The organism is Natronomonas halophila (genome assembly GCF_013391085.1).
GTDB classification, from domain to species: Archaea; Halobacteriota; Halobacteria; order Halobacteriales; family Haloarculaceae; genus Natronomonas; species Natronomonas halophila.
Map to the genome: position 1 here is coordinate 2,027,343 of NZ_CP058334.1, position 16,191 is coordinate 2,043,533.

A 16,191-nucleotide genomic window follows, 5' to 3' on the forward strand; every position below is an offset into this window, starting at 1 on the left:
CATGACACACGACGATTCAGACGCCGATTCGGACCGCGACGCATCGCCCGCCAACGAACGCTTCGAAACCCGCGCCATCCACGCCGGCCAAGACCCCGACCCCGAGACGGGCGCGCTGATGACGCCCATCCACGCCAACTCCACCTACGCGCAGGACCGTCCCGGCGAGGACCGCGGCTACGAGTACTCCCGTACTGGCAATCCGACCCGCTCGGATCTCGAAGCCAACCTCGCGGACCTCGAAAACGGCAGCCACGCGCGGGCCTTCTCCTCGGGGATGGCCTCCATCAACACGGTTCTGAACACCCTCGAAGCCGGCGACGACGTAGTCGCCGGCTCGGACATCTACGGCGGCACCCACCGCCTCTTCACGCAGGTCTACGAGCAGTTCGACCTCTCGTTTTCGTTCGTCGACACCACCGACCTCTCGGCGGTCGAAGAGGCGATACAGGACGACACCGAACTCCTGTGGGTCGAGACGCCGACCAACCCCCTGCTCCAGATTAACGACATCGCCGCACTCGCGGAGATTGCCCACGAGAACGACGCCCTCTGTGCGGTCGACAACACCTTCGCGACGCCCTATCTCCAGCGGCCCCTCGATTTGGGCGCCGACATCGTCTCCCATTCCCTCACGAAGTACCTCGGCGGTCACTCGGACGTCATCGGCGGCGCGCTGGTCACCGACGACCCCGAACTCGACGAACAGTTCGGCTTCTATCAGAACAGCGTCGGCGCCACGCCCGGCCCCTTCGAGTGCTTCCTCGTGTTGCGGGGCACCAAGACGCTGCCCGTCCGCATGGACCGCCACTGTGAGAACGCCCGCCAACTCGCGGTCTGGCTGGAGGACCACCCCGACGTGAGCGAGGTGTACTACCCCGGCCTCGAATCCCACCCTGGCCACGATATCGCCGTCCGGCAGATGGACGACTTCGGCGGGATGGTGAGTTTCGAACTCGACGCGACGCTCGAAGAGACCAGCGACATCTGCGCGGAAACGGAGGTGTTCACCCTCGCCGAGAGCCTCGGCGGCGTCGAGAGCCTCATCGAACAGCCGGCGGCGATGACCCACGCCGCGATTCCCCAAGAAGAGCGGGAGGCTTCCGGCCTCTCGGACGGCCTCATCCGTGCCAGCGTCGGCATCGAACACTACGAGGACCTGCGCGCGGACCTCCAGTCGGCTATCGACGCCGTGCTACACTAGCTCAGGCCGCCTCGACGGCGTCGAGCAGGGCCTCGTAATCGGGTTCGTTCGTCGGGTCGTCGGCCTCCCAACTGTAGGTCACGGTGCCGTCCTCGTCGAGGACGTAGACGGCCCGGTTTGCGACCCCGTACAGCCCCAGATCCGGCAGGTCGAGCGTGAGGTCGTAGGCCTCGATGGCTTCGCCGTTCATGTCGCTGACGAGGTCGAACCCGAGGCCGTATTCGTCGGCGAACGCCTCCTGGGAGAACGACGAATCGGCGCTGATTCCGAAGACGGTCGCCCCCGCGTCGTCGAAGGCCTCGAAACGCTCCTGCAGGGCCACCATCTCGTTCGAACACGGCGGCGTGAACGCCCCCGGGAAAAATGCCAGTACGACGGGCCCATCGCCGAGATACTCCGAGAGGTCGAACGTCTCGTGGTCGCTGCCCCTGTACGTCGCTGTAAACGTCGGTGCGGTGTCTCCAGTCGAAACCATACCAACGAATATGGGGCGGAACGGACCTAAACGCTTGGCCGAACACGGTCGCTTTCCCCTTCACTGATAGCCTGCCATTTATACGGCATCCCGCGCCACCTCGGAACGAATGCCCTCCGACGAGTGGTCGGGTCCCGCCCCCACGCCGACAGCCCCCCGAACGAGCACGCGAGCGGTCCTCGCTATCGGTATCGCTACCGGCGTCATCTCGCTGGCCTTCATGTGGTTGACCGCGCCCGAGCAGGTTCGCCTCGCCTCGGACGTCTACATGCGGGCCGCCGAGGCGCTGCTGGCGGGCGAGGACATCTACGCGGTGTCGCCGTCGCGGCTGAACGACTACTATTATCTCTACCCGCCCATCGTCACGCTCCTGTTCGTCCCCCACGCCCTCGTCGGGAGTTCGCTGGTCGCCTTCGGCATCCAGACGGCCCTGAACGTCGGCGCCAGCGTCGGCACGGCCGCCATCATCTATCGCGCGCTTCAGCGCCGCGGTATCGCCCTCGAACGCTTCGATTTCGGCCTGCTCGTCGGGTTCGTCCTCACGTCGGCCTACGCCGCGATTCCATTGATAAACGGGCAGGTGACCCACTGGCTGGCGCTGGCCTTCGCGGTCGGCTTCGACGCCCTCGACCGCCGGAGGGAATCGCTCGCTGGCGCGGCCTTCGCTGTCGCGGCGCTTATAAAGGTATTTCCGGCGGCTATCGGCCTGTGGCTGCTCCGCCGGCGCGCGTGGCGCGCGGTCGGCGTCGCCGTCCTGACGGGGATGGGCGGCCTCCTGCTCGGCGTGCTGCTGTTCGGCCCTGACCTCACGGTGACCTACTTTTCGGACGTCCTCGTCGGCCGCTATACGGGCAGCAGTTTCGACGGGACGCCCGCCGTCTCGCGGAACGTCGACGGCCTCCGGCGGCAGTTGGCCGCGCTGGTTGACGTCTCTCGCCCCGTCCGAACGGCCCTTTCGGTCGGAATACTCGCGCCGATTCTCGCCATTCTTTATAAAGAGACGGACACCGATGCCCGGCGACAGGCCGCCGGACTCGGAACAGTCGTTGCGACGCTGCTGTTCCTGCCGCTCCAGCCGATGTATTCGCTGCTGTTCGTCTTCCCGCTCTGTGTTCTGCTGTATCGGCTACCGTCGGGCCGTCCCCGAACAGTCCTCGTCGTCGGAACGCTGTGTTCGTATCTCGTTGTCGGCTTCGAGGAGGTCGTCATCGCAGTCGAGGCGGTCCCGATTCCGGAAGCGGTCGCCGCGCCGCTCCTCGGCGCCGTCGAGGCGGTTTTCACCGTCATCCTCCCGCCGACGGTCGGTCTCTGGCTGCTACTGGCGGCCTGCGTCCTCGTCGCTCGCGATTCAGAACTGCAGATGTGAGGTGGAACTCGGGCCGTCATCGTCGTCGATGCCCCCCTCGTGGCGGAATTCGAGGTCCTCGTCGGTGAGGTAGATTTGGCCGTGTCGCACCGAGATGTCGACCTCGGCGAGCGTCGAGCCGGCGGCCTTGCCGTTGTCACAGTAGCCCGATTCGGCGTCGAACATCGAGCCGTGTTTCGGGCAAATAATCTCTCCGTTCCGCATCGCGGCGCCGTTGCCGCGGTCGAGGCGCTGGTCGGTCTCGTGCTGACAGAAGTTCTTCCATGCGGAGACGCCATCGGAGAGGGACACGAGGATGACTTCTTCGAGGTTGCCGTCGGCCTCCTCGACGGTGAAGAGATACGAGCCGTTGTCGGGAATCTCGTCGGTGCTCGCGATGAGGGTCGTCATCGGCGGCCATAGGCGGGGCGATGACTTGACGGCTTGGGACGCCGACCGGTCGTACCGCCCCCGCCGACTCGACGCTCGAATAGACCAGAAGTTTCAGGGAAACGCGTACTAAAGGAGGGGATAACCGTCGCTTCGCGCGGGACGGAGCGACCCCATACAACCGATGACTGGCGCCGATATATCGAACGTGGTCCTCGTGACCGTCGACTCGCTCCGAGCGGACGCCACGGCTCCCTACGACGAAAGCCGTCATACGCCGGTTATCGAGGAACTGGCCGAAGAGGGGACGGTCTTCGAACACGCCTTCGCGACGGGCAACTGGACCCCGTTTTCGTTCCCGGGTATTCTCGCCTCCCGCCCCGTCTTCGCTGATTCGGGCGATATCGGCGTCGAGAAGGCCGACACGCTCGCCGAAACCCTCTCGGGAGCCGGTCTCGAGACGGGCGGGTTCAACGCCGCCAACGGCTTTCTGACCAGCCACTGGGGCTACGACGACGGCTTCGACGAGTTCGAACCGTTCGTCACCGGCAGTTCCAGGTTCTACAGCCAGTATCTCGCCGCTCATCCGACCGTCGAGGCGTGGCTCCAGTTGGCGGCCTCGCCGTTCCGGCGGTTCGCCTCGAAACTCCGCCGCGACGGCAACGACAAGCCCTTCTTCGACGCCTCCCGCGGCCTCGACGTCGAGCGGTCGGCCACCGGCTTCATCGACGACACCGACGAACCGTTCTTCCTGTGGGTTCACTACATGGACACCCACACGCCCTACGTCCCCGCCCCGCGATACGTCCGTGAGGTCTCCGATTCCCGCCTCGGCACCCACCGGATGCTCATGGCCCACACCCGAACGGGGCTGGGCTGGGAGGTCGGCGACCGCACCCTCCAGGACCTCCGGACGCTCTATCAGGGCGGTACCCGGCAGGTCGACGCCAGCATCGGCCGGATTCGCGAGGCGCTGTCGGCGGCGGGCGTCGCGGACGACACCGCCATGATCGTCGCGGGCGACCACGGCGAGGAGTTTCAGGAACACGGCCACCTCGCTCACTACCCGAAACTCTACGACGAACTCATTCACGTCCCGCTTATCGTCGATATACCGGGTGTCGACGGCGGCCGCGTCGAGGAAGCGGTCGGCCTCGACGATATTCCGCCGACGGTATGCGGCCTGCTCGGCGTCGACGGGCGGGATTCGTGGGTCGGCGAGGACCTCACGCCGACGCTTCTCGACGGCGAGACGCCGTCCGGCGACCCAATCGTATCGGTGGCCGTCCGCGGTGAGGAGGTGACAACCCAGCCTATCCCCCGGAGTTTGGTGGAGGGCGACCTCCTCGTCAGCGCCCGCACGACCGAGTGGACCTATATCCGGAACACCGAAAGCGGCGAGGAGGAACTCTACTATCGGCCGACGGACCCGACCCAGCAGGAGAACCTGATGGGGGATGTCGACGCGGACACCAACGCCGACGCCGACGCTACGGCGGCCATCGAACACCTCCGACCCATCGCCGAGCGACACGCGGCGTCGCTTTCGTCGGAAGGGCCGACGGCCAGCGGCGATGTCGACGAGGACCTCGAACGACGGCTCTCGGCGCTCGGCTACCGATAGATGGTACGGGAGACCCTCCGCCAACTCGTCGAGGGCCCCCTCGCAGTTCGGCTGCGGCGGTTCGCCGCCGTCGGCGCGCTCGCGGCGGGTGTCCAACTCGTCTTGCTGTGGCTGCTCGTCGATATGGGGGAACTCAACTACATCGTGGCGGCGTTTCTGGCTATCGAGACCACCATCATCTTCCAGTATGTCCTCAACAACGCGTGGACGTTCCACGCCGACCGCAAGACCGAACGCTGGTCGTACGTCTACGGACTGGTGAAGACGAACATCGTCCGCGGGTCGGCGATTCCCATCCAGTTGTTCGTCCTCTACGTCTTCGTGGCGTTCGGGTCGCTGCAGTATCTGGTAGCGAACGCCATCGCCATCGCGGCGACCGGCCTCTACCGCTACGTTCTCGACGCGCGATGGACGTGGTCGTAGGCCCCTCCCCTTCTCCGCTTATATATCGCCGATAGGCTCGTCGACGCCACCGAAGTAGCGTTCGGCGACGTGTTCGGCCGTCCGCAGCGCCAGCGCCTGGCCAGTATGCGTCGGGTTCGCGCCGCCGACGCCGTTCGAGAGCGCCGAGTGGTCGGCGATGAACAGCCGGTTCACGTCCTTTGCCTCGCCGCCGGTATCCAGCACCTTCCCCATCGCCATCGAGGACTGCATGTGCAGGAGGATGGGTGCGGCGTCGGTTCGGTGGATGTGTTCGGCGCCCGCCTCATCGAGGATTTCGGCGGCACGGACGGCGAGGTCGTCGCGCCGCTGGTCGTCCTCGGGGTGGGCCTCCCATTCGACCTGCGGGACCGGACCGTGTTCGTCCTCGGTCGATTCGTCGACGGAGACACCGTTCGTCTTCCGCGGCCGGTCGTCGGTATGACAGATGAGCGTCAGCGTCCGTCGGTAGTCGGCCATCCGTTCTTTCAGTTCGCGGCCGGCCAAGCGTCCGGCGCTATCCCACGGCTTGCCCGCCGTCTCGCGGTCGAAGGCCCACTCGCCCCGCCCGGCGGCGTAGACGGCCATCGCGGTGATGCCGGGCGCGAAGGTGTTGACCGCGATACCGCCCGTTCCGGGCACGTCGACCCGCGAGCCGGCGGCCTGTCCCTGGTGGGGTTCGGTCCGCCGCTGGCCGATGAGGTCCTCCAGCGTGTCGGGGTCGAAGACGCCCGCGACGAAATCGAAGTGGTGGGTGGTCAGCCCCTTGCCGACCCAACCGTTGTCCGGTAGGCCGCTGTTGAGCCACAGCCGTGGCGTCTCCACGCAGCCGGCCGCTAACACGACGGTATCGGCGCGGACGCGCTCGGTCGTCCCCGCCCACGTGTCGCGGAATTCGACGCCGGTCGCCTCGATAGACCCGGGACCGCCCTCGGTCAGCACCTCCGTCGCGAAGGCGTTCGGCCGGACTTCGACGTTGCCGGTATCGAGCGCCCGCGGGACGAGCGAGATACTGGCCGACCGCTTGGCCCGTTCGCGATAGGGCGCTCCGCGAGGATGTGGACCGCCCTGATGTTCGTGCATTGCGAGCGTGTCGCCCTCGTAGTCGGGATAGCGATAGGCGTCGTCCGCCTCGTTGTCCCCACTTTCTTCGTCCCCGCCGTCCCGCATCAGCCGCTCGTCGGGGTGCGTGATGGCGTTCGGGAACGGCCGGTAGCCCTCCGTCGTGACGTTCAGCCCATCGTTCAACTCGTAGCCCGCACGGCGCGCCCCCTCGAAGAACGCCTCGCCCTTCGGCGTCGTCGGCGCGGGCTTGACCGGGTGAGCCTCCTCCAGCAGTTGATAGTAGGGCACCAAATCGGCGTAGTCGATGGGCCAATGCGGCTGGTCGTCGATGCTCTCGACGAACGCTCGCGGGTGGTTCGCGTAGTAGTGTTGGGTCGTTCCGCCGACGCCCGACAACTGCGAGATGAGTGCCTGCTGTGGGACGGTGCGCTGCCACGGCGGCCGTTCGGCGTCCGCCGGTCCCCACCGTAACTTCCCGGTGACGGGGTCGTTCATGTCTCCTTCCTTCGCGGTGAACTGCTCGTCGAGCAACTCGCCCGAGAGGTCCGCCGGGTCCGCCGATGCCTCGCCGCCCGGCGCGTCGTTCGGCGCCTGCCACTTCTCGTTGCCGTAGAAGGGGCCGGCCTCCAGCATCGTCACGTCGACGCCGAGTTGCCCCAGTCGCCACGCCAGCGCGGGGGCGTCACCGCCCGCGCCGACCACGACGACGTCGGTTTCGCGTTCGCGCATCAGTAGTCGTTCTCCTCGAACGCCTCGATTTCGTAGCCCATGCCGACCGCATACCCCTCCGCAGGTCCGGGATAGCCAGTTTGGTCCCAGCCGAGCGACCCTTCTCCCTGCTCACCCGTCACCTCGGAGTAGTAAACGAATTCGATGAGGATAGGCAGCGAACTGGCGAGGAACTGCACTGCGCCGAGCGATGCCGAATCGTAGCGCTCCGCTAGTTTCGCCACGACCCCCTCGTCTTCGAGCAGACGGAGCGTGCGGAGTCGGTCCTTCCGGGAGAGCCGCGAGAAGATACCGCGGGAGAAGTCGTCGTTGGGCGTGTTGAGGCCGTCTTCGGTGCGTCGCCGGACCAGCAACTCGACGGCGGCGATATCCAGCAGCGTCGCAACGGCGGGGGCCAGCGGCACCGCGTCGGTCACTGCCGCGGCGGCGCCGTGGGTTTCGAGGAAATTGTTCACCCGCTCGATGACTGATTTCTCCAGGTCGACGTCGAGACCCCCGGGGACGTGTTCCTCGCCTCGGTCGGCCAGTTCGGGTGTCTCCGGAACGACTGCATCGACCAGCGCCGCGAACGTCCCGCGCGTGTGGCTCACGGGTGCTGCACCTCTTCTGTGCGTTGAGTTGCCATACCGCTGTCTCCAGCGGCACCACTGTCAATTTTTGGCCGTCTATCCGGGGACGTAGGGAGGTTCTGATCTTATCGGGATATGATACGTTTCGACCACTGGCCATATTCGGTGTACATGACGGATATATAACGTCTGACGCACCGGATATATGTCTGAATTCCGGGTCTAGAAGTCATTTAACGGCCTGATATGGGCATAAAAACTTTACAATATTCTCTAAAGACTTGTCTTAAATCTTAAGGTATTTTTATTTACCGAGCCGACTCATGGAAGGCTGTCATGTCCGAAGACAACAACGCGGTCTCGAACTGGCTCGCAGAGCACCCGAAAATGACTGGCGTCCTCTTCACGATGATGCTGCTGCTGACGCAGGCAGGGTCGGCTGTGGCGGTGAACGGCGGCGGGACTGCTGGTCCATAACCTCACCAGATAACCCCGACAGAGTAGCTACTGTATCAGGCGTATGATTGGAGACGCTCACGGAGCGTCGATGCCGAGACTTTATCGGACCAATAGAGGTTATCGGCGCCGACAACCGGGAATGTAGATATATTAAGAAAGTCGTTTAAATCAGCATCGTCCACTATGAAGGCGTCCAACTCCCCAGGGACGACGTAGTGGCAGTCACAGCCCTCAATGTACGGTCGGTACATCGAACCAACGTCGTAGTTCCAACTTGCGAACGTTTCGACACGAACGTCAAACCGGCCATCTCCACGTAGCCCAACCCGAACAACGTTCGGTATCGGGACTTTGGACTGTGCCAGTGTCGCGTTGGAGTCCCCAACGACAGCATAGCTCAATCCGGTGAACATCGTTTCCTGAATGAGTCCAGTAGCACTCTCGATGGGGAACCCGTAGTTGAGCAGGCGGGCGACGTTCTTTCCGATTTTCGTTGCGACGGAGCTGATTACGTCTTCCAGCGTGACGACTCCCGCGATAGCTCCGTGGTCGACCAGTCGCTGGCCCTGTTCGTAGGAGGCGCAGGCGTTCAGAACGAACGTATCGGCGCCGACATTCCCGAGTTGGTTCGCATCGAGATAGCCATCAGAGCAGTTGAACCCCTCCGGTTCGACGTGGCCGATGTAGTGGATGAAGTCCGTCTCCTGTTCGAGTACGCCGGCGAGTTCGGATTTGCTGAGGCTCTGATGAACGTCGATGTCGAAATCGAGGTGGTCACGTTCGCCGTAGATTTCCGACACGTCCGCCTCGTCGGTCATCTCGTCGTCGTTGACGACGACGTCGATGCTGATTCGGGAGTTACCTTCGGCGTGTTTCTCCAACCGCTGAAGATACGAGGTCGTACTTGCTTTTGCGGCGCCGACGGCGAATCCCTCGCCGACCCACGCCTGGGCCATGCTGTCGGCGTCCGGAAGGTCGATGACTCGTTCGCGGTCGGTTTTCTCCGCCCCCGAATCGGGTGTCGATGATGAGCGGGTAAGCGTTCCGTTCCCCAAGTCGGGTGTTCCTCGGCTTGTCCCCGCGCTGAAGACGTTCTCCATGCTCGCGCTTTCGGTCGATTGGGCGATGACCTCGTCCGAGGGACATCGCACGACTGCGAGGTCGCGAGCGAGGAACGGCATAATACTCGCTCGGTCGGGGTCGGCCTCCACGTCGGCAGTGAGCCGCCACCCGGGTCGACCGACACGCCCGGCCAGTGTCTCGAAGGAATCGTCGAGGTCGAGATACGTCTGCACTCGCTCGGTCAACGGCGCGTCGTACAACTGTTCGAAGTCCAGCGGGATTTCGGCGCCCTCGACGCGTCGGCGGGCGTCGAGTTCCACGTCGTAGAACCCTTCGGTGCGGACCGCGCAGTCGAAGAGGAAGGTGAACTGCAGCACGTCGCGGACGTGGTCTTCGAACGCTTCGCGCTTGCTGTCGGCGTCGTAGCCACCGGCCATCCCGAGCGGATATCGCTTATTTCCGACCTGAAGTGCGGGCGACCCGGGGTCGACGGTCGCTCCGAGCCAGTAGGCAAGCGGCGCGGCCGGATACAGCCATTCGAGGTCGGCGGGAACGGTCAGGCGGATGCCGGTGTCCGGGGGTGTGAGTTCCTCGGGGATAGCACATTCATCGCCGAGTTCGAGTAGCGGTGGGTGTCCACGAAGCGACGGCCACGTTCGCTCCGGGGACCACGTCTTCATCGCGTTGCCGAACAGAGACATCGCCCGCATCAGGCCGGTTGGTTCGCTCGTAGTCGTGAGCGTCCGGGCTGGCTGGGAGTGGAGTGACCGTGCGCCCAGTCGGACCGCCGTCAAGTCACCGAACGCCATTTCGATAGTGTCGTTCTTCTGTGTCACTTCGATACTGGCGTTATCGATGCGTGCGTAGATTTTCATCCCCATCCCGGCGAGTTCGAGCAGGTAGTCGTCGGTCGTGACCGCCGTCGACTCGCTGCTGTTCGGGTCGAATTCCTCGACGGTGTTTCCTTCGAGGTCCCGAATCCACAGGTTGATTAAAAACGGCGTGCGCAACCGCGAAACTGTCACTTCGGTCGCACTGTCGACAGGGTAGACGAAGCCCTCTGTCGGCGCGGGCGTCGGGTCGACCGAGCGGTCGGTGTACAGAAGCGCCTGGACGTCCTCGACGGGGTCGCGGATGTGGACGCCGGACTGTCCGATAAGCGACTCGAAACGGGGGACGACGGGCTCGCGGTGCGGCGTCTCGTTCATGTGTCCCCCCCGTGGTTCGGTCGGTCCGGGCGGTCCCTCGTGGACTTCGCCGGAGGAGCTACTCGCGCTTCGAGGACCGACGAACCAGTCATGAATGGATATTTCCGTGCTATTTCATTAAAAAGATTGCGAGCGTTTCGGTAATCTGACGTTCGATGTCCCGAAACGGAGGTGTGTTTTATTAGGATTGGGTGAGGAGTTAACCAATATGGGTGAGGAGAGCTGTATCAACTGTGGGGCCGCCGAGACCGAGACCTACGAGTTGCTGGTGCGGAACACCAATCACGATGAGGTACCGCTGTGTGATGGCTGTTACGAGGCCATTCAAGAGGAACTGGCTGCCGGCGAGAGCCCGTAGCGCGCCGCAACCGCCACGCCGCGGCGGCCGGACCACCTAACCATGGACGATTCGATTCAGGTACTACACGTTGACGACGACTCCGCCTTCCGCGACCTTGCGGCGGAACTGCTGGAGCGTGCCGACAATTCGATAACCGTTCTCAGCGAATCGGACCCCACGGCCGTTCCGGCGGCTATCGAGGCCAACCCCGTCGATTGCATCGTCAGCGACTTCGATATGCCCGAATGCGACGGGCTGGAACTCTGCCGGCGGGTACGCCGCGACTATCCGGAGTTCCCGTTCGTCCTGTTTACCAACCGAACGGGCGAGGAAATCGTCGACCGGGCGATGGCGGCGGGCGCGACCGATTACATTCCCAAGGAGACCGGCACCCACCACTACGAACTGCTCGCGAACCGCATCACGCTCGCGGTGACTCGCCACCGGGCCCTCCATCGTCTCGGTGAGGTCGAGGGGCTACCGGGCGAACGGATGGCTTCGGAAACGCCACTCGATAGTGATGGGGCCTCGCTTGCCAACGCCGAAGCGGCCGAGGCCGACCACGACGACTGAGGCGGCCGAATCTGTTCGGTTCCTGTTCTACGCTACGCATCGAGTGATGACATCGCTGCGCCCGCGCTGGCAGCGACGAGCGTCCCGACCGCACACATGAGCAAGCCGGGGGTGAACGACCCCGTGAAATCCCGGAGCGAGCCGATGATGACCGGGCCGAGGAAGCCGCCGATTTCGCCGACGGCGAAGACGATGCCGACGGCGGTGCCGGTCAGTTCCGGGCCGATACCCTCCAGTTCGACCGGGATGGCGCGGATGAGCGGTGAGAGACCGCCCATACCCAGACCGATGAGCATGACGGGGGCGATGAGCAGGAGAACAACGGTAGGTTCGGCCAGCAGGCCGAGGACGCCGACACAGGCGAGGCCGCCGCAGACGACGAGCGCCTCGCGGGTGCGGTCGAGACGTTCGGCGATGGCGGGAACGGCGAGGACGCCGACGACTTGGCCGACGACGAGCAGGCTGGTGACGGTGCCGGCCAGTCCGGGGTCGAAGCCGCGGGTTTCGAGGACGGTGACGAGCCAGCCCTGTATCCCGTGAAGGACGAGCAGGTACATCGTCCCGAGGACGACGAGCAACCGGAGGTCCCGGTGGCCGAGGACGGCGCGCATGTCCGCGGACAGCGAGGCCAGCGAGAAGTCGCCGTCCGCGGCGGTTTCGTGGCGGCCGGCGGGGACGTACCACGCGGCAACCGTCCAGATGACGGCGACACCGAGGGTGGCGACGCCGCTGGCGAGAAAGAGGGGGCGCCAGCCACCGAGCGCCGGGCCGATGACCGACCGCCCGAAGGCGAAGACCGTGGCGCTGCCGGTGTAGGAGCCGACCAGATAGACCGAGGCGGCCCTTCCGACCCGGTCGGGGGAGTAGAGTTCGGAGGCCAACTTCGGCAGGCCGAAGGTGATGCCCGTCGCGCCGACGCCCAGAAGGAGCGTCGCGGCGAGCATCGTCGGGAAATCGACGGTGAACGCGCGGCTGATCTGGCCGATGCCGGCCAGCACGATGCCGACGCCGATGCCGGTCCGGGCACCGAGACGGTCGATGACGAGGCCGCTGGCGAGGCCGATGGGTATGTAGGTAAGCGGTACTGCACCGGCGAGGACGCCCGCCTGCGTGCCGGTCAAGCCGAGTTCCTCGATAATCGGGTTGAGATATGTGGGCAGCGAGAACCAGACGAAAAGCAGGGTGCCGTAGCCGAGGCCGCCCAGTGCCAGCAGTGCCGCGTTCTCGATTCGGGTCGGGCGATTCTCCATCGACAGCGGGTTCGGCGACGAGCCAATAGAACCCATCGACTCCGGCCATCGTCATCGCCGCGCTATGTTCCTGTGCTGGCCCAAACAATAATGCGAAGCGGGACCGTTCTAGATGTCATGCAGATGGACGATACCCGCCGCATTTCTTCCGGCACGCCGGGCCTCGACGAGGTTCTCTGTGGGGGATTACTCCGCGGGCAGACGGGAATGATAACCGGCGGGCCCGGGAGCGGCAAGACGATTATCGCCTTGCAGTTCCTCGCGGCGGCCGAGGAGTCGGGGCTGTACATCGGCTTCGAGGAGCGCGAGGAGGACCTCCGGCGAAACGCCGAGAGCCTCGGTATCGACCTCTCGGACGTGACGGTGTTGGACCTCAGCGCCGAGGGCGACCGGTTTTTCTCTCAGGAAGCGTATACGGTCTTTCCCTCCGAGGAAGTCGAGGGCGAGGACCTGCTGGAACGCATCGCGACGGCCATCGACGAGGAGTCCCCCGAACGCCTCGCCATCGACCCGCTGTCGGAACTCCGGTCGCTGCTGCCGGACGACCACCAGTTCCGCCGGAACATCTCCTCGCTTGTTAACGAACTCAAAGAGCGGGACATCTCGATGCTGTGTACGACCCAGCCGACGATTCACGATGCCGAACAGGACCTCCAGTTCCTCGGTGACGCGACCATCGAGATTCGCCGCACCACGAACCACCGTTCGCTGGAGGTAACGAAGTTCCGCGGGTCGGATTTCGCTGCCGGCCGACACACCTACCGCATCGAGGGCGGTACGGGCGGGCACGTCTACCCGAAACTCGTTCCCGGCGACCACGAACGCGACCGCCCGCGTGACCAACTCGCGGCGGGCATCGACGAACTCGATTCGCTGCTCGGCGGCGGCATCGAGCGCGGGTCCGTCACGGTCATCTCCGGGCCCTCCGGCGTCGGCAAGACGACGCTCGGCACGCTGTTGATGAAGGCCTCCGCCGAGCAGGGCGACGAATCGCTCGGGTTCCTCTTCGAGGAACTCCAGTCGGATTACCTCTATCGCTCGGCCCAGATTAGCCTCGACGTCGAACCGCTGCTCGAATCGGATGACCTCCACCTCGAGGAAATCGAATCGCTCACGCAGAGCCCCGATGAAATCGCCAACCGGGTCCGGACGGCCGTCGAGGAGGAGGGCGTCGAGACGGTGATGATAGACGGTATCACCGGCTACCGACTCGGGTTGCGCGGCGAGGATACGCAGGCCGAACTCACCCGCGAACTGCACGCGCTCTGCCGATATCTCAAGCGGATGGGCGTGACCACCTTCCTTATCGAGGAAGTCGACAGCATCACGGGCGAGTTCTCGGCGACCGACGAGGAGATTAGCTATCTGGCCGACAACATAGTCTTCCTCCGGTATCTGGAACTGGACGGCGAGATACGCAAGGCCATCGGCGTCCTCAAAAAGCGGTTCGGCGACTTCGAGCAGTCGCTGCGGGAGTTCTCCATCTCCGGGGATGGCGTGACTGTTGGCCCGAAACTCACCGGGATGCGTGGCCTGTTGACTGGAACCCCGGAGCGTATCGACGAGGGGAACTGATGGACCCGTCGGATGTCCCGCCGCCAGCGTCGAACGCCGGGCGGGACAGCCGTGCACACGACGAATTCAGCATCGCGCTGGGCATCGAGAACCGCCGAAACCGGAAGCTACTGACTGACCTCCTGTCTGATTTCGAGACGACCGAGGCGACGGCCCCGATACCCGACGGCACCGACCTCTGTCTGGTCGATACCGATGGGTTCGCGGCGTTACAGGACGCCATCTCCGACTGGAAGGACGCCGAGCGACCGGCGACGGCACCGGTGCTGCTGTTGACGACCAGTACGGCCGAGGAGGCCTGGCAGCGCTACGGCGATACGGTCGGTGACCTGCTGGACGGTATCCAACCGATTCCGGCCCCGAAGCGGGCGATTCGGGCCCGAGTCGATAACCTGCTGGAGACGCGGAGCCATTCGCTCGTCTCCCGGGCCCGCCAGCGGGAACTCGAACTCTACAAGCGGGCGATGGACGACGCCGGCATCGGCATCACTATCGCCGACGCGACGGACCCCGAACAGCCGCTCATCTACGTCAACGAGGGCTTCGTCGACATTACCGGCTACTCCCGTGAGGACGTCATCGGCCGCAACTGCCGGTTCCTGCAGGGGCCGGACACCGACGAGGCGACGGTCCAGCGCATCCGCGAGGGCTTGGATGCCGAGGAGCCGATATCGGTCGACATCCGCAACTACCGGGCGGACGGCGACCTCTTCTGGAACGCCCTGAACATCACGCCCGTCACCGACGAGAGCGGTTCGGTGACGCACTTCCTCGGCTTCCAGCAGGACGTCACCGACCGCAAGCAGCGCGAGCAACTGCTCGAACAGTACGAGCAAATCCTCCAGTCGGTCGACGACCCGGTTTTCGTCCTCGACCGTACCGGCCGGGTCGTGGATACGAACCCGGCCGCCGAGGAGGCGTTCGTCTCCGACGGCGCGGATTCGGCGGATACGCCCGTCGCGGACCTGTTCGATATCGATTCGGCGGATGCGTTCCGGGCCGCCATCGAAGCCCTCGGCGACGGCGAACGCTCCCAGACCCGCGAGATAACCGCCGATACCAAGGGCAGACGGTCGGTCTATCAGTTCCGGTTCCAGCGGGTCACCATCGCTACCGACGAGCCGGTCGACCGAATCATCGCCATCGGCCGGGATATCACGCGCATCCGGGAGTATCAGGACCGGTTGACGGTGCTGGACCGCATCCTCCGACATAACCTCCGGAACAAACTCAACGTCGTCACCGGCCAATCGCAGTTCCTCGAAGAGAACGCCGACCGGCTACCGCTGGCGGACGTCCGGGAAATCGCCTCGGCCATCGACACCGCCGCATCGGACCTGCTTGAGTTGGCCGACGCCGCCCGCCAGTTCAACCGGAATATCGACCCCGACCGGGCGTCCTCGACCGTCGCCGACGTGACGGACCTCGTTCGGGACGTTGTGGCAGAGGTCCGTGCGGACCGCCCCGACGTCTCCCTCGACATGGATGCGTCTTCCTCGGTGACAGCGACCTGTCCGTCGACGATTCGGCTCTGTATCGAACGCCTCGTCGCCAACGCGGTCGAGTACGCCGACGAGCAGGACCCCCGCGTGCGAATCACCGTCGAGGACGACGGCGTCGAGTGGGTCGAACTCGCGGTGGCGGACAACGGGCCGGGCTTTCCCGACGTCGAACGGCGCGTGCTGACGAGCGGGTCGGAGACGTCGCTGGAACACGTTCAGGGCCTCAGCCTGTGGCTGGTCCGCTGGGCGGTGACGAACGTGGGGGGCCGGTTGGAAATTCGCGACCGGCCTGACGGGGGGTCGGTCGTGGCGCTCCTGCTCCCCAGAGTGGACCGCCCTGTCGGGGTTTAACGCTCTGTGGCGAAGCCAACATTTACCGGCGACCAACGCTACGGTCCATT

15 protein-coding genes are annotated in these 16,191 nt (G+C 64.8%); 9 read left to right on the plus strand and 6 right to left on the minus strand.

Annotated features, from left to right (window positions below; translation table 11 throughout):
- Position 1 precedes the first annotated feature (1 nt).
- Positions 2-1,204 (plus strand): cystathionine gamma-synthase, encoded by a 1,203-nt coding sequence (locus tag HWV23_RS10840; RefSeq protein WP_178290416.1) that lies wholly within the window; start codon positions 2-4, stop codon positions 1,202-1,204.
- Position 1,205: 1 nt separating this feature from the next.
- Here the strand turns inward: HWV23_RS10840 and HWV23_RS10845 are convergent, their stop codons facing one another.
- Positions 1,206-1,679, minus strand: a complete 474-nt coding sequence (locus tag HWV23_RS10845) for a redoxin domain-containing protein (RefSeq protein WP_178290417.1) — start codon at positions 1,677-1,679, stop codon at positions 1,206-1,208.
- Between the two features lie 109 nt (positions 1,680-1,788).
- Between HWV23_RS10845 and HWV23_RS10850 the strand changes: the two genes are divergently transcribed.
- The gene (locus HWV23_RS10850) at positions 1,789-3,045 is read left to right on the plus strand and encodes a glycosyltransferase family 87 protein (protein ID WP_178290418.1); all 1,257 of its coding nucleotides are present in this window, start codon (positions 1,789-1,791) and stop codon (positions 3,043-3,045) included.
- Here HWV23_RS10850 and HWV23_RS10855 read toward each other — a convergent pair.
- A complete protein-coding gene (locus HWV23_RS10855; RefSeq protein WP_178290419.1) occupies positions 3,028-3,435 on the minus strand; it encodes a Rieske (2Fe-2S) protein in 408 nt (135 codons plus the stop codon). The genes HWV23_RS10850 and HWV23_RS10855 overlap by 18 nt on opposite strands.
- 163 nt (positions 3,436-3,598) lie before the next feature.
- Here HWV23_RS10855 and HWV23_RS10860 point away from each other — a divergent pair, with 163 nt between their 5' ends.
- Complete coding sequence (locus HWV23_RS10860) at positions 3,599-5,038, plus strand: sulfatase (RefSeq protein ID WP_178290420.1); 1,440 nt, start codon at positions 3,599-3,601, stop codon at positions 5,036-5,038.
- Complete coding sequence (locus HWV23_RS10865) at positions 5,039-5,461, plus strand: GtrA family protein (protein WP_178290421.1); 423 nt, start codon at positions 5,039-5,041, stop codon at positions 5,459-5,461. It begins immediately after the preceding gene.
- An 18-nt stretch (positions 5,462-5,479) separates the two neighbouring features.
- Here the strand turns inward: HWV23_RS10865 and HWV23_RS10870 are convergent, their stop codons facing one another.
- Complete coding sequence (locus tag HWV23_RS10870) at positions 5,480-7,252, minus strand: GMC family oxidoreductase N-terminal domain-containing protein (RefSeq protein WP_178290422.1); 1,773 nt, start codon at positions 7,250-7,252, stop codon at positions 5,480-5,482.
- Positions 7,252-7,842, minus strand: a complete 591-nt coding sequence (locus tag HWV23_RS10875; protein ID WP_178290423.1) for a hypothetical protein — start codon at positions 7,840-7,842, stop codon at positions 7,252-7,254. The genes HWV23_RS10870 and HWV23_RS10875 overlap by 1 nt, the downstream gene beginning before the upstream one ends.
- Before the next feature lie 315 nt (positions 7,843-8,157).
- On the opposite strand from HWV23_RS10875, the gene HWV23_RS10880 reads away from it, so the two are divergent.
- Complete coding sequence (locus HWV23_RS10880; protein WP_178290424.1) at positions 8,158-8,298, plus strand: DUF7503 family protein; 141 nt, start codon at positions 8,158-8,160, stop codon at positions 8,296-8,298.
- A gap of 35 nt (positions 8,299-8,333) precedes the next feature.
- On the opposite strand, the gene HWV23_RS10885 is transcribed toward HWV23_RS10880, so the two are convergent.
- On the minus strand, positions 8,334-10,550 hold the full coding sequence (locus HWV23_RS10885; RefSeq protein WP_178290425.1) for a hypothetical protein: 2,217 nt from the start codon (positions 10,548-10,550) through the stop codon (positions 8,334-8,336).
- A gap of 208 nt (positions 10,551-10,758) precedes the next feature.
- On the opposite strand from HWV23_RS10885, the gene HWV23_RS10890 reads away from it, so the two are divergent.
- Together HWV23_RS10890 and HWV23_RS10895 are read left to right on the plus strand one after the other, a co-directional pair.
- On the plus strand, positions 10,759-10,908 hold the full coding sequence (locus tag HWV23_RS10890; protein ID WP_178290426.1) for a hypothetical protein: 150 nt from the start codon (positions 10,759-10,761) through the stop codon (positions 10,906-10,908).
- Between the two features lie 42 nt (positions 10,909-10,950).
- Positions 10,951-11,463 carry a response regulator gene (locus tag HWV23_RS10895; RefSeq protein ID WP_178290427.1) on the plus strand — a complete coding sequence of 171 codons (513 nt, stop codon included), beginning with the start codon at positions 10,951-10,953 and terminating at the stop codon, positions 11,461-11,463.
- 32 nt (positions 11,464-11,495) lie between these two features.
- Here HWV23_RS10895 and HWV23_RS10900 read toward each other — a convergent pair whose 3' ends face one another.
- The gene (locus HWV23_RS10900) at positions 11,496-12,749 is read right to left on the minus strand and encodes an MFS transporter (protein WP_211693232.1); all 1,254 of its coding nucleotides are present in this window, start codon (positions 12,747-12,749) and stop codon (positions 11,496-11,498) included.
- Between the two features lie 81 nt (positions 12,750-12,830).
- On the opposite strand from HWV23_RS10900, the gene HWV23_RS10905 reads away from it, so the two are divergent.
- Together HWV23_RS10905 and HWV23_RS10910 are read left to right on the plus strand one after the other, a co-directional pair.
- On the plus strand, positions 12,831-14,288 hold the full coding sequence (locus tag HWV23_RS10905; protein ID WP_246282679.1) for an ATPase domain-containing protein: 1,458 nt from the start codon (positions 12,831-12,833) through the stop codon (positions 14,286-14,288).
- Positions 14,288-16,141 (plus strand): PAS domain S-box protein, encoded by a 1,854-nt coding sequence (locus tag HWV23_RS10910; protein WP_178290429.1) that lies wholly within the window; start codon positions 14,288-14,290, stop codon positions 16,139-16,141. Before HWV23_RS10905 ends, HWV23_RS10910 begins: the two co-directional genes overlap by 1 nt.
- Positions 16,142-16,191 lie beyond the last annotated feature (50 nt).

Coding starts and splice junctions, on each gene's coding strand:
- HWV23_RS10845 (WP_178290417.1), bottom strand. CDS start 1,679: ATGGTTTCGACTGGAGACACCGCACCGACGTTTACAGCGACGTACAGG.
- HWV23_RS10860 (WP_178290420.1), top strand. CDS start 3,599: ATGACTGGCGCCGATATATCGAACGTGGTCCTCGTGACCGTCGACTCG.
- HWV23_RS10890 (WP_178290426.1), top strand. CDS start 10,759: ATGGGTGAGGAGAGCTGTATCAACTGTGGGGCCGCCGAGACCGAGACC.
- HWV23_RS10885 (WP_178290425.1), bottom strand. CDS start 10,550: ATGAACGAGACGCCGCACCGCGAGCCCGTCGTCCCCCGTTTCGAGTCG.
- HWV23_RS10865 (WP_178290421.1), top strand. CDS start 5,039: ATGGTACGGGAGACCCTCCGCCAACTCGTCGAGGGCCCCCTCGCAGTT.
- HWV23_RS10880 (WP_178290424.1), top strand. CDS start 8,158: ATGTCCGAAGACAACAACGCGGTCTCGAACTGGCTCGCAGAGCACCCG.
- HWV23_RS10900 (WP_211693232.1), bottom strand. CDS start 12,749: ATGGGTTCTATTGGCTCGTCGCCGAACCCGCTGTCGATGGAGAATCGC.
- HWV23_RS10905 (WP_246282679.1), top strand. CDS start 12,831: ATGCAGATGGACGATACCCGCCGCATTTCTTCCGGCACGCCGGGCCTC.
- HWV23_RS10870 (WP_178290422.1), bottom strand. CDS start 7,252: ATGCGCGAACGCGAAACCGACGTCGTCGTGGTCGGCGCGGGCGGTGAC.
- HWV23_RS10840 (WP_178290416.1), top strand. CDS start 2: ATGACACACGACGATTCAGACGCCGATTCGGACCGCGACGCATCGCCC.
- HWV23_RS10855 (WP_178290419.1), bottom strand. CDS start 3,435: ATGACGACCCTCATCGCGAGCACCGACGAGATTCCCGACAACGGCTCG.
- HWV23_RS10850 (WP_178290418.1), top strand. CDS start 1,789: ATGCCCTCCGACGAGTGGTCGGGTCCCGCCCCCACGCCGACAGCCCCC.
- HWV23_RS10910 (WP_178290429.1), top strand. CDS start 14,288: ATGGACCCGTCGGATGTCCCGCCGCCAGCGTCGAACGCCGGGCGGGAC.
- HWV23_RS10895 (WP_178290427.1), top strand. CDS start 10,951: ATGGACGATTCGATTCAGGTACTACACGTTGACGACGACTCCGCCTTC.